The 11,997-nt window shown below is 74.8% G+C and carries 14 protein-coding genes and 1 pseudogene; 7 read left to right on the forward strand and 8 right to left on the reverse strand.

Going from position 1 to position 11,997, the window contains the following annotated elements; translation table 11 throughout:
* A pseudogene (locus tag DQ239_RS15820) lies at positions 1-160 on the forward strand (IS30 family transposase); the annotation flags it as partial.
* Positions 161-193: 33 nt separating this feature from the next.
* Here DQ239_RS15820 and DQ239_RS15825 read toward each other — a convergent pair.
* From DQ239_RS15825 to DQ239_RS15840, 4 genes are all read right to left on the reverse strand, one after another.
* Positions 194-526: a flagellar FlbD family protein gene (locus DQ239_RS15825; RefSeq protein ID WP_158544858.1), complete on the reverse strand. Its 333-nt coding sequence runs from the start codon at positions 524-526 to the stop codon at positions 194-196.
* Between the two features lie 124 nt (positions 527-650).
* A complete protein-coding gene (locus tag DQ239_RS15830; RefSeq protein WP_113835388.1) occupies positions 651-1,955 on the reverse strand; it encodes a hypothetical protein in 1,305 nt (434 codons plus the stop codon).
* Between the two features lie 4 nt (positions 1,956-1,959).
* Complete coding sequence (locus tag DQ239_RS15835; RefSeq protein ID WP_113835389.1) at positions 1,960-2,412, reverse strand: hypothetical protein; 453 nt, start codon at positions 2,410-2,412, stop codon at positions 1,960-1,962.
* 46 nt (positions 2,413-2,458) lie between these two features.
* Positions 2,459-4,294: a hypothetical protein gene (locus DQ239_RS15840; RefSeq protein ID WP_113835390.1), complete on the reverse strand. Its 1,836-nt coding sequence runs from the start codon at positions 4,292-4,294 to the stop codon at positions 2,459-2,461.
* A 109-nt stretch (positions 4,295-4,403) separates the two neighbouring features.
* Between DQ239_RS15840 and DQ239_RS15845 the strand changes: the two genes are divergently transcribed.
* On the forward strand, positions 4,404-5,168 hold the full coding sequence (locus DQ239_RS15845) for a MerR family transcriptional regulator (protein ID WP_158544859.1): 765 nt from the start codon (positions 4,404-4,406) through the stop codon (positions 5,166-5,168).
* Here DQ239_RS15845 and DQ239_RS15850 read toward each other — a convergent pair.
* The 4 genes from DQ239_RS15850 to DQ239_RS15865 form a co-directional block, all read right to left on the reverse strand.
* Positions 5,146-5,391 carry a hypothetical protein gene (locus DQ239_RS15850; protein WP_113835392.1) on the reverse strand — a complete coding sequence of 82 codons (246 nt, stop codon included), beginning with the start codon at positions 5,389-5,391 and terminating at the stop codon, positions 5,146-5,148. The two genes, DQ239_RS15845 and DQ239_RS15850, sit on opposite strands and share 23 nt — an antisense overlap.
* A 60-nt stretch (positions 5,392-5,451) precedes the next feature.
* On the reverse strand, positions 5,452-6,387 hold the full coding sequence (locus DQ239_RS15855) for a siderophore-interacting protein (protein ID WP_113835393.1): 936 nt from the start codon (positions 6,385-6,387) through the stop codon (positions 5,452-5,454).
* A 171-nt stretch (positions 6,388-6,558) separates the two neighbouring features.
* Positions 6,559-7,020: a bacterioferritin gene (gene bfr, locus DQ239_RS15860; RefSeq protein ID WP_233489349.1), complete on the reverse strand. Its 462-nt coding sequence runs from the start codon at positions 7,018-7,020 to the stop codon at positions 6,559-6,561.
* 7 nt (positions 7,021-7,027) lie between these two features.
* Entirely contained in the window at positions 7,028-7,234 is a 207-nt protein-coding gene (locus DQ239_RS15865) for a (2Fe-2S)-binding protein (RefSeq protein ID WP_113835395.1), read from the reverse strand.
* Positions 7,235-7,499: 265 nt separating this feature from the next.
* Between DQ239_RS15865 and DQ239_RS20430 the strand changes: the two genes are divergently transcribed.
* The 5 genes from DQ239_RS20430 to DQ239_RS15885 are packed head-to-tail and all read left to right on the forward strand — an operon-like array spanning position 7,500 to position 11,958.
* On the forward strand, positions 7,500-7,892 hold the full coding sequence (locus tag DQ239_RS20430) for a hypothetical protein (RefSeq protein ID WP_158544860.1): 393 nt from the start codon (positions 7,500-7,502) through the stop codon (positions 7,890-7,892).
* 2 nt (positions 7,893-7,894) lie between these two features.
* Positions 7,895-9,220 carry a HEAT repeat domain-containing protein gene (locus DQ239_RS15870; RefSeq protein ID WP_158544861.1) on the forward strand — a complete coding sequence of 442 codons (1,326 nt, stop codon included), beginning with the start codon at positions 7,895-7,897 and terminating at the stop codon, positions 9,218-9,220.
* Positions 9,210-10,649, forward strand: a complete 1,440-nt coding sequence (locus tag DQ239_RS15875; RefSeq protein WP_113835397.1) for a glycosyltransferase family 2 protein — start codon at positions 9,210-9,212, stop codon at positions 10,647-10,649. The genes DQ239_RS15870 and DQ239_RS15875 overlap by 11 nt, the downstream gene beginning before the upstream one ends.
* Positions 10,650-10,658: 9 nt before the next feature.
* Entirely contained in the window at positions 10,659-11,441 is a 783-nt protein-coding gene (locus DQ239_RS15880; protein WP_113835398.1) for an isocitrate lyase/phosphoenolpyruvate mutase family protein, read from the forward strand.
* A gap of 7 nt (positions 11,442-11,448) precedes the next feature.
* Positions 11,449-11,958, forward strand: coding sequence for a class I SAM-dependent methyltransferase (locus DQ239_RS15885; RefSeq protein WP_113835399.1), 510 nt, complete (start codon positions 11,449-11,451; stop codon positions 11,956-11,958).
* Positions 11,959-11,997: the final 39 nt, after the last annotated feature.

The following is an 11,997-nucleotide window of genomic DNA, read 5'->3' on the forward strand; positions in this document are numbered from 1 at the left end:
AGGCAGCGACCTCGCCGTCCACGACGCCGACCATCTCGACCGCATCGCCGCCAAGCTCAACGGGCGACCCCGCAAGACCCTGGGCTTCAAGACCCCAGCCGAGGTCCTCGCCCGACTACTCTCCGAAGATCAACAAGCCGGTGTTGCGACGACCAGTTGAATCCGCCGGCTGCTTTTCCGCGGAAGAGCAGGCTCAGGCGTCCGGCGGACGGCGGTCGGCGGGGGAGCCGGGGGAGTCGCCGTCCCGGTGGCGCGCCCGCCGCTCCACCCTGAGGTGCGCGGCGGCTCGGACGGTCGACGCGGAGTCGGCGAACTCCGCGGTGCCGCCGGCCAGCCGCTTCTGGGCGACCAGCTGCTCGGCGCGCGCGTCGCGGATGTCCCGGAGCAGCTCGTCGAGGCTCGCGGCCAGCACGAAGGTGCGCCCGCCCACCATGTGGACGACGGTGTCCGGCACGGCCTCGACGCGCTCGATCTCGGCGGGGTCGATGGTGAAGTGCTCGCCGTTGCGACAGGTCACTGCGATCACGAGCGGTCCTCTCGCTGGTCGGGGAACCGGCCCCGGCGGCACCGGACACGGCTCTCTCTCCATCGGCAGCCGGACTGCGCAGATGGAGCCCACGCCGGGGCAGGTCACCCGGACGGGCGGCGGCTCAGAACCCGAAGAGCAGGCCCAGCCCGCCGAGGGTGAACACGACCATCACCAGCACGAGCGGCAGCTGGTCCGACGCCCGCGCCCGCCGGGCCGACCGCAGTGCCCGCTCGTGGGCCAAGACCACGCCCACGACGTGCCCGGTGATGATGGCGCCGACCTGGACCAGCGCGGTCAGGTCGGCGCTGACGGCGGTGAGGTCCACCCGGTTGCCGTAGGTGCCGAAGAGGTCCACGCCGTCGGCGCCGAAGGGGTTGCTGAGCAGGATCCAGGTCGTCTGCCCGTCGAGCATGAGCAGGCTGAAGTAGTGGGCCACGGTGTAGCCGAGCGCGATGGGGATGACCGTGGCGGCGTACCGCGCCGGCTGGATGCGTACGTCCTGCCCGGCCAGGCGCCCGGAGAGCCGGGTGCCCAGCACGTACAACCCGGCCACGAGGGCGATCGACAGCAGCAGCCCGACGGTGCCGGAGAACCAGTCGTTCGCCGCACCGGGGCCGGTCTGCCACCAGACCGTGCGGGTCAGCCCGTCGAAGGCGGTCGAGCCCAGCAGCACCATCACCAGCGCGGCGAGCCCGGGTTGGGACGGCGTGGCCAGCGCGTTGGCCAAGGGGTTGCGCAGCACCAACCGGCCGTCGCTCCGCCGTCCCCACGGGGACAGCCGGGCGATCAGCGTGGAGTAGGCCTCGAACCCGTCGCCGGAGGCGAACCAGTCCTCGCCGAACCACTGCGCCAGGGCCAGCTGGACGACGGCGTAGCCGAGCAGGAAGACCGCGACGGTGACCGGCTCGGAGCGGTCGGGGTAGACCAGCTCCAGCCAGACGAAGACGGTCAGCGCGCCGGCCGCGGGCCACAGTCCCAGCGACGGGAGCCGGGCCGCGCCGGGTGCATCGGGGCTCAGCGGGCGCAGCAGCCGGTGCAGCAGCCGGAGCGGGTTGACCACCCGCCACACCGGGCCGAGCAGCAGGCTGACCGGCACCAGCCCCACCCAGAAGGTGACGTACAGGACCCAGGGCGCGAGGTTGCGCGAGGTGTCGTCCGGACCGGCCAGCGCGGCGGCCACGACGAACGCGGCGACCAGCAGCGCACCGGCCTGCAGGCCGCGCCGCACCGCGGAGCCGTCGAGCAGCCGCTGGAACGCCGCGGGCAGCGGGCGTCCCGAGTCGGCCCCACCGAGGTGCGGGGTGCGCCAGAACAGCAGCAGGACGGCGAAGCTGGCGAGGATCGCCGCACCGGCGCCGTAGAGGGCGAACCCGATGGGGATGGGGAGGTCCGTGCGCGACCCCACCCCGTGGGCGAGGACGGTCACGGCACTAGTTCACCTGCAGGGTCAGCAGCGCCGTCCCGGCCTCGTGCAGCTCCACCTCGAAGACCCCGGGGATGGTGGCGGCGAAGGAGAGCTCCGCCGGGGTCCCGGGGACCAGGTCGGCGGTCAGGTCGTAGCCGTGCACGTGCACCTCGTCGGCGGCGTCGCCGGTGATCACCAGGGTGACCTGGGTGCCCGCGGTCACCGGCACCCGGCCGGTGTCGCCGGACACCTGACCGCCGGCCACCGACACCTCGATGCGCTGCCCCGCCTCCTCCGGCGGGGCGGACTCCTGCGGGGCGTCCGGCGTCGCGCTCGCGCCCGAGGGGGCCGACGAACCGGACGTCGTCCCCGCTGCCTCGCCGGACGCGTCGGTACCGGCGCAGGCAGCCAGGGGGAGGAGGAGCGCAAGGGCCGGCGCCGCGAGGGCACGGGACAGCCGCGCGGGACGGCGGATCACGTCAGGAGTCTCCGATGGGCTCGGGGGTCGGTGCGTGCCGGGCCGGTCAGACCGCGCCGCTGGCGGTCCGCGACTCGTCGGCCGGCGCGTCCGCCGGGGTGTCCGGGAAGGGCTCGAGCGCAGCCGCCCGGCGGGAGTAGCGGGCCACGCCCCACGCCATGGCGGCGATGATCGCCAGCGTGCAGACCAGCACCACGAGGTTGGCGACCAGCCACACGCCACCGCCGGAGTCCTTGAGCTCGCGCTGCAGGATGTCGATCTCCGGGATGGCCGAGCGGGTCATGCCGTCCTCGGCGGGGATCTCCTCCTCGCCGATGGCCTCGTCGGCCGGCAGGTAGATCGGGATCGCGGTGAGCGTGCGGCCGTCGTGCACCCGCAGCAGCGTCTTCCAGGTCCCGTGCAGCGGCACCGGCTCGGTGGTCCGGTACTCACCCTCACCGGTGCGCTCGAGGGCGTTGACCACCAGGCCGTCGCCCTGCCACGAGGTGATCTGCACCCAGGCGGGGTCGTCGACGAAGTCGGCGGGGTCCAGCTGGACGGTGATGTCGGCGGTGCGGGGGTCGGTCGCGACGTCGGTGATGGCGAACGTGGCGTCGAGGTCGTCGGGGACGTTCGCGATCAGCCCGTTGGCCACGCACGCCGCCAGGGCGACGAGGCTGCCGAGCAGCACACCGCGGGCGACGGCCGGGCGGGGCAGGCGGCGGCGCAGTCCGAGGGCCAGCAACGAGCCGAGCAGACCGCCGGCGACGCCACCGACGATCGCCATCAGCGTGCCCTCGACCAGCGTGTCGCCGTTCCAGCTCAGCGTCTGCACCAGGTGCGTCCAGGCGGCCTCGGTGGCATGGCCGACGGTGCCGATGCCGACGCCGGCCACGGCGCCGAACAGGACGGGACGGCGCACGAGCGGGACGACCAGCGCGAGCACCTCGACGACGATCGCCGAGCCGAGGTACAGCGGGAAGGTGGGGGTGATCTCGCCGAACCCGGGTCCGACCACCAGCGCGATGCCGCTGCGGATGACGAGGAAGAACCCGACCGCGGCCAGCGCCCCGCCGCGGCCCATGAACAGCCGGGCGGCGACCAGCGCGATGCCCGCCGCGCCCGCGATCATGAACGGCTCGAGGACCAGCCGGAACTGGGGGACGTCGAAGTCGTACTCGCCCTGGAACACCGACATGCCCAGCAGCAGGCCACCGGTGGCGGCCGCCTGGCGGACGAAGCGGGCGGCGCGCCCGGCCTTCAGGTCGCCGTCGTCGGTGGAGAGGGTGCCGTGGCCCTCCTGCTCGAGCACCAGCAGGCCGACGATCGACAGGCCGGCGCCGCCGATGAGCATCAGGTGGGTCGGGCCCCAGAGGGTCACGTCCTGGCCGAAGAGGCGGTGCCAGACGTCGTCCAGCGGGAAGCCGAGCAGCGCGTAGAAGCCGGCGACGGTGAGCAGGATGCCGCCGACCGGGACGTCCCAGCCGCGGACGAAGCGGACGGCGGCCGGGCCGGGCTTCTCGTCCAGCGGCATGGCGCAGGCCAGGACACCGCCGGCGAAGACGCCGAAGAGCCCGAAAAGGATGAGGAAGTGCGCGGGGTTGGCCAGCGGGCCCTCGTCGCGGCCCACCCCGATGTGCAGGGCGATGTCCCAGAGCATGCCGAGCAGGGCCACGAGCAGCGAGATCGTGGTCAGGATGGTGGGCAGTGCGACCCAGGGCGGCACGCCGGTGGCCGAGCCCAGCTTGGTCCCGACCCGGGTGAGCACGGTGGAACGGCGGGTCCGGTGCGCCCACACGAGGCCCAGCAGCACGGCGGTCAGGCCGGCCCCGATGGCGGTGGCGAGGGCGACCTCGCCCAGCGCGGCCCCTCCGGCGGGACGTGTCTCAGCGGCGAGCAGCACGCGAACCCCCTCAGTTGGTGTGAGGCCATGGAACACCTCAACCGTGACATCGACAACTGCTACATAGAACGAGCCGTTTACCGTGGGGATGCGCGGGGAGGAGGTGGGCGTGGTCACGGCAGCAGAGACGACGCCGGACGGCGAGGACCGCGAGCTCACGGTCGACCAGCTCGCCGCCCGTGCGGGGGTGACGGTGCGCAACGTGCGGGCCTACTCCGCCCGCGGGCTGCTCCCGCCCCCGCGGATGGTCGGCCGCACCGGCTACTACGGCCGGGAGCACGTGGCCCGGCTGCTGCTGGTGCGCGAGATGCTGGCCGAGGGCTACACCCTCGCGATGATCGAGCGGACCCTCACCGCCGCGCCGCCGAACGGCAGCTCGGTGACCCTGGCCCTGCACCGGGCGCTGCTCGCGCCCTGGCTGCCGCCCGAGCCCGAGATCACCACCGGGGTCGAGCTGGCCGCCCGCGCCGGGGTGCCGGAGGACCCGGCCGTCGTCGACAGCCTCGTCGCGCTCGGGCTGGTGGAGCGGGTCGACGAGACCCGTCTCCGGGTGCTGGACCCCGCGCTGCTCACCGCCGGCATCCAGGTGCTGGCCCTCGGCGTCCCGGTGCCGGCGCTGGTCGCCGCCCAGATGCAGGTCACCGAGCACGTGCGGGAGATCGCGCGCACCTACGTGCAGATGTTCGTCGACACCCGCTGGCGGGCGTGGGTCGACGCCGGCGCACCGCCCGAGCAGATCGACGAGATCCGCGCGACGGTCGCCCGGCTGCAGCCGGTCGCGGCGCAGGCGCTGCTGGCGGCCTTCCGCACCGAGATGGCCGGCACGGTGCGGGACGCCGTCGAGGCCGCGCTCAGTCGGTTGGAGGAGTCCTAGGCCGGTCCGGCCGGCGGGCCTGGATGTCCTCGTAGTCGCCCAGCGCCTCGCGCGCCCGGGCCTGCTCGGCGGCCTCCGCCGCTTCCTCCTGCGCGGCCAGTCGCCGGTCGCGCACGACGGCGACGACGACCACGGTCACCAGGATGACGGCCGGGACGAAGAACCCCAGCGTGCCGATGACCGCGAGGCCGTCCATCGCCAGGACGTCGAAGGCAGCGCTCACTCCTCCATGTGACACCGGTTGCTGACAGGGTGTCAAACGGAGCCGCTCCCGACCGGAGGGTCAGTCGCTCTCGCGGCCCTCGCGCCAGTAGCCCATGAAGGCCACCGAGCGGCGGTCGATGCCCAGCTCCTGCACCAGGTGCCGGCGCAGGCCCTTGACCACGCCCGCCTCGCCGGCCAGCCAGGCGTAGACGCCGGAGGAACGGGCCGGGGCGGTTGCCTCGGCCGGCACCTCCCACAGGATGCCGCTGTCGACGTCGACGTCCTCGAGGGCCGCGCCGGGGGAGGGGGCCAGCACGTCGGCGAGCTCCGCGGCGGCCTCGACCACGGCGGCGGTGAGCAGGGAGCCGCGCGGTGCGGACGCGCCGGCGCCCGTCGAGCGGGGCAGCCAGGTGACCTGGACGCCGTCGGGCGCCGCGATGTTGAGCGCGTCCCCGGCCTCGGGCACCTCGAGCAGCACGCGGGCCCGCCGGCCGGCCGGGAGCGACTCGACGATGGCGCAGATCGCCGGCACCGCCGTCTCGTCGCCCGCGAGGAGCAGGCAGGAGGCGTCGACCGGCGGGTGCCACTCGAAGCCGCCCGTCGGGCCGGGGAAGCGGGCGTTCGGCCCGATGAGGACGACCTCGTCGCCGACGACGGCGGACTCCGCCCACGCCGACGCGGGACCGGTCGCGCCGTGCAGGACGACGTCGACGTCCACCTCGCGCCGGTCGGGCCGCACGCCGCGGACCGTGTAGGTACGCAGCGGCATCCGGCGGTCGGCGGGCAGTGCGCGCCAGGCGCCGTACCAGTCCGGGTCGGACGGGCAGTCGTCGATGCCACGCCCGGGCAGCGGCAGCATGACCTTGATCCGCTGGTCGAGGCCGTTGCTGGCGAACTCGTCGAAGTCGAGACCGGTGAAGGTCACCCGCAGGAAGCTGGGGCTCAGCCGCTGCAGGCGGGACACCTGAGCGGCGAAGGGCCGGTAGACCGGGACCTGCACTGTCTCGACGGTCATGCGTGCGCTCCCGGTGGGCGGCGGGTCGGGCGGCGAAGCCGACTTAGGCTAGCCTCACCTGGCTTCGTGCCGAGTGTTGCACACGGTCGCCTCCGGATCCAGCTCACCTGGCCCCCGTGACACAGCGAGGGCCCTCCCCCCGGGTGGGAAGAGGGCCCTCGTGCTGTCCGATCAGGGCGTCTCGGTGGAGATCTGCGCGGCGAGGTACTGCGCCGCGCCGACCCGCTCGATGGCACCCAGCTGGGCCTCGAACCAGTCGGCGTGCTTCTCCTCGTCGAGCACCATCTCCTCGAACACCGAGGCGGTGCCGTGGTCGCCGAGCTCGTGGCACTCCTTGGCCGAGGCGTTGAACTGGGCCACGGCGGCCTTCTCGCTGTCGAGGGCCAGGACGAGCATCTCCTCGGCGGTCTCGCCCACGCGGATGGACCCCAGCCGCTGCAGGTTGGGGTGGCCGTCGAAGAGCAGCACGCGCTGGATGAGCGAGTCGGCGTCGCGCATCTCGTCGATGGACAGGTCGTAGAAGACCTTGCCCAGCTTCGGGAGACCCCAGGCGTCGAGCATCCGGGCGTTGAGGAAGTACGTGTTGGTGACGGTGAGCTCGAAGGTCAACGCATCGTTGAGCAGTTCGACCACTCGGGGACTAACGGGCTGCACCTGCAACTCCCAGCTGTCGCTCGGACATGACCGGGCAATGCTGGCACACGAGCTCGCGCATGGTGTCCACGCAGCCGCCGCACGTGCGGCCGGCGCCGGTCGCGCGGGCGACGTCGGCCACGCAGCGGGCGCCATTGGCGATGGCCTCGACGATGTCGCGGTCACTCACCACGTTGCAGTGGCACACGTACATGCGTGCGTCGACCTAACCGGGAGGCGGCGGGGGAGCGGCCGCCCGGACCGGAGCCCGGGCGCCGCGACGGAGGTTAGCCTTACCTGGGCCGCAGACGCCAGCCCCGCTGGTCAGCGACCCGCCCGGCCGGCGCTCACCCGATGGGGGGATCTCGCGCGCGGGGTGGCAGGCTCACTCAAGCAGGTGAGGGCGCGCGCCGATCAGGACGTCGAACACCGAACCGGTCGCCGGACCGGCCAGGCCAGTCGTCCTCCCGGAGGCATCCGTGCTCCCCGCGCTCCCCGTGCCCGTGGTCGTCGCCGACCCGGACCCGGTGTCGGCGCTCGTGCTCGCCGAGATCATCGGCGGCACCGGCGCCGCGGTCGACGTGGTCCAGGACGTCGACGTCCTGGTCCGGCGGCTCGCCGTCGCGCCCGCTCCCGCCGCGGTCGTCCTCGTGGCCCCGCTGCCCGGGGCCTCGCTGCCCACGGCCCTGGGCATCTGCGCGGAGGCGGTGCCCTACGCCGCGCGCGTGGCCCTCGTCGACCAGGACAGCCCGGTCGCCCGCATCTCCGCGCTGGACGCCGGCGCCGACATCGTGCTCGCCCTGCCCGTGCACGCCGGGGAGCTGCGCTCCGCGCTCGCCGCGGTGGTGCGCCGCACCTGGATGGGGGTGTGACGGTGCGCAGCATCCTGCTCGGCACGCTGCCCCTGCTGACCGCGGCCCTTGCCGCCACGGTCGCGTCGGTCTGGGTCGTGCGCCGCACCCGCTCCTTCACCCGCGGTCGCCGGACGGCACTGCGCATCAGAATCCGCGGTGACCTGGTCGCCGTGGTCCTGGGATCTGGAGACGCCGACGCCGCCCGGGACCGGCTGGAGCACCTGGCCCGCCGCCGGGCCGGTCGCCGGCTCCTGCTGGAGCTGACCGTCTCGGTGGCCGGCACCGTCCGCGGGGAGTCCGACCGGCGGCTGGCCGATCTCGTCGAGACCACGGGCCTGGTGTCGGAGCTGGTGGCGCAGCTGGGCCACCCCGATCCCTACCGGCGGACCGCCGCCGCGGAGACGATCGGCGCCCTCCGCCTGTGGTCGGTCGTCGACACGCTGCACGCCGCCATGCGCGACGAGGACACCGACGTCCGCATCGCGGCCGCCACCGCCTACGTCCGGCTGGACGCCCACCGCGCCGCCCCGGCGCTGCTGCGCATGATCGGCAAGGAGGACGAGCGCGCCGCGGAACGTCTCGCCGACCTGGTCTGTCTCCTGGGCCCTGCCGCCGCGCCCGCCGTCCTGGACCGGATCCGCGCCGGGGAGCGCACGCCCCGGATGCTCCGGGTCCTGGCTGCCTGCGGGAACCAGATGCTCGCCCAGCCCGTCCAGATGGAGGCGCTGGCCGCGCCGGACAGCGCCGTGCGGGTGGAGGCGGCCCGCGGCCTGACCCGCGGCGCGAGCACGCTCGCCGTGCCCGGCCTGCTCGCCGCGCTGGGCGACCCCCACGAGGACGTGCGGGCGCACGCGGCGACCGCGCTCGGCCGGATCGGCGTCCCGCAGGTGGTGCCGGCGCTCGTCGCGCTGCTGGACGACCCGCGCTGGTCGGTCCGGCAGCGGGCGGCGGCGGCGCTGGCCTCCGTCCCCGGTGGCGTCACCGTCCTCACCGAGCTGATCGGCCACAGCCCGCAGTTCGTCACGACCGCGGCGGCGACCGGTCTCCAGCAGGCGTTCGTCGGCACCGGCCTGCTCACCGACCTGGTGGCCGAGGACCCGGCCCGTCGCGCCGTCGCGGAGGCCGCCGTGGCCGCCCTCGCGCAGCGGACGTCGACGACGCGGCTGCTGACGGAGGCGGCGCGGAGCTTCCCGCACCCCGGCGTCCGCGAGCGGCTCGGTGCGCTGCTGACCTCCACCGAGGACGTCGTCAGCGTCCGTCCGGTCGTCCCCCCGGTGCCGCTGCCGCGGGACCTGGTGCCCGTGCCGCCGCGCGCCGAGGTCGTGGGGGCCTCCCGTGCTCGCTGACCGGCTGTCCGGTCTGCTGGTCGCCTCGGCGGCGGTCGGGCTGGGCTACACCGTGGCCCTGCAGGCGATCATGCTGTTCGTCTCGGCGTCCGCCGCGCTGTCCCTGGCCCGGCTGGGCCCGGCGCGGCGCGCGGGACGGCTCGCGGAGCTGCGCCGCACCGCCGATCCGGTGCCCGTCACCGTCGTGGTCCCCGCCTACAACGAGGGCCCGGTCATCGTTCCCGCGATCACCTCGCTGCTGGCGCTGGACTACCCGGCGCTGCAGGTGGTCGTGGTCAACGACGGGTCGACCGACGACACCCTCGAGCGCCTCGTCGCCGCCTTCGACCTGCTGCCCGTGCACCTCCCGCCCGAGGCCTTCGCCGCGCTCCCCGGCCGGCCGGTGCGCGCGGTGTGGGAGCCGATCGGGGGCGTGCTGCCGCTGCGGGTACTCGACAAGGAGGCCGGCGGGTCCAAGGCCGACGCCGTCAACGTCGGCGTCAGCGTCGTCGACACCCCGCTGGTCGTGGTCGGGGACGGCGACGGACTGGTCGAGCCCGACGCGCTGGCCCGGGCCTGCGTGGCGCTCCGCGACCACCCCGGCGACCCCGTGGCGGTGGGCGGGACGATCCTGCCGGTCAACGACTGCGTGGTGGTCAACGGGCAGGTGGTCCGCCCGCGGGTCCCGCGCAACTTCCTGGCGGCCTGCCAGCTGCTCGAGTACCTGCGCAGCTTCCTCGTCAGCCGCGCCGGGATGGGCGCGCTGGCGTCGGTGACGATGGTGTCGGGGGCGTTCGGGCTGTTCCGCACCGACGAGGTGCGCCAGGTCGGCGGCTTCACCGTCGGCCACCTGGGCGAGGACCTGGACATCACCATCCGGCTGGCGCAGCAGGCGCTGGACAGCGGCCGGACCGTCGGCGGCGGCCCGGTGCTGCAGGTGCCCGAGGCGGTGCTGTGGACAGAGGTGCCCGAGACTCTCCAGGTGCTGGGACGGCAGCGGATGCGCTGGCACCGCGGGCTGGTCCGCTGCCTGCGCGAGCACCGGCGGCTCATCGGGAACCCCCGGTACCGCGGGTTCGGCATGTTCGGGCTGACCTACCTGACCGCCTTCGAGCTGGTGGCGCCGGTCATGGAGGCGGTCGGCTACCTGACGCTGGTCGTGGCGGCCCTGACGGGGCACCTCGACCCCGTCGTCGCCGCCGCCATGGCCGGGTGCACCGTGCTGGCCGGGTGGCTGACCACCGCCGTCGCCGTGTACCTGCAGGAACGCCGGTTCGGTCGGTACGGGGCGCGGGGCGACCTGGCCCGGCTCCTGCTGGTCGCGCTCGCCGAGCCGTTCGTCTACCGGCCGATCACCCTCTGGTGGCGCATGCGGGCCCTCGTCCCCGGCACCGAGCAGTGGGGGGCCATGCCTCGGAAGGGCTTCGCCACCACGGCACCGGCTGGCTAGGTTCGGGCGGTGCCCGATCTCGCGGACCGCGCCCGGACCCTCCTCGACCTGCACACCGCCCCGGAGGTGCTGGTCCTCGCCAACGTGTGGGACGTCGTCTCCGCCCGGGTGGTCGCCGGTACCGACGGCGTCCGGGCCCTGGCCACCGCCAGTCACTCCATCGCGGCGACCTTCGGCTACGAGGACGGCGAGCACATCCCGCTGGACGTCCACCTGGACATGGTGTCCCGCATCGCGGCCGCCGTGGACCTGCCCGTCTCCATGGACATGGAGGCCGGCTACGGGGACCCGGGGGAGACCGCGCGGCGGGCGATCGAGGCCGGGGCGGTCGGCGGGAACCTCGAGGACGCTCTGCGGCCGCTCGACGACGCCGTCGCCGCGGTCGAGGCGGTGCTCGCCGCCGGGTGGGACGCCGGGATCGGCTTCGTGCTCAACGCCCGCACCGACGCGCTGCTCCGTGCCGACGCCGCCGCCGACCGCACCGAGGTGCTCACCGAGGCGGTGCGTCGTGGGCGGGCCTACCTGGAGGTGGGCGCACCGGTGGTCTTCGTCCCGGGCGCCGTCGACCGCGAGGAGATCGCCGTGCTGGCCGAGGCGTTCGGGCCCGGGCGGTTGAGCGTGATCGCGATCCCCGGCCGGTCGCCGTCGATCCGGGAGCTGCGGGAGCTGCGGGTGGCCCGCGTCTCGACCGGCCCGAACACCCAGCGGGTGGCGCTCACCGCGTTGCAGGACGCCATTGCCGAGCTCCTCGCGGGTGGCTCGCTCCCGCCGTCGACCCGTCCGCTGAACTGACCCGCGGGTGCGCGCGTCGGAGCGGCTCGCCTGGGCCGCCGGGGTGGTGGCGCCGGCGCCGGGGGACCGCGTGCTCGAGGTCGGGTGCGGGCACGGCGTCCTGCTGTCGCTGCTCGCCGATCGGGCGGGGGAGGTGGTCGGCGTCGACCGGTCCGCGACCATGACCGCCGCGGCCGGCCGCCGGAACGCCGACGCCGTGGCGCGGGGCCGGGTGCGGGTGCTCACCGGCCGGCTCACCGACGCCGACCTGGGCGGGCCCGCCTTCGACGTCGTCGTCTCCTTCGACGTGCGGGCGTTCTGGACCCCGCCGGCCCCGGATTGGGACGTCGTCGCGCGGGTGCTGCGTCCCGGCGGCCGGGTCGTCGTCGCCTTCTCGGTGATGACGCCCGACGCGCTCGAGCCGGTGACCGCGGCGATCACCCGGCTCGCCGCCGAGCGGGGGATCGGGCAGGTCGCCGTCCACCGCGCCGCGACCGCGCCGTACGCGTCGGCGGCGGTCGAGCTGCAGGCCCCCTGACGTCGTCCTCCCTCACCGCGGCGCGTCCTCCCTCACGGT

Source organism: Blastococcus sp. TF02-09, assembly GCF_003319105.1.
GTDB lineage: Bacteria > Actinomycetota > Actinomycetes > Mycobacteriales > Geodermatophilaceae > Blastococcus.

Coding starts and splice junctions, on each gene's coding strand:
- DQ239_RS15855 (WP_113835393.1), bottom strand. CDS start 6,387: ATGACCGTCGAGACAGTGCAGGTCCCGGTCTACCGGCCCTTCGCCGCT.
- DQ239_RS15865 (WP_113835395.1), bottom strand. CDS start 7,234: ATGTACGTGTGCCACTGCAACGTGGTGAGTGACCGCGACATCGTCGAG.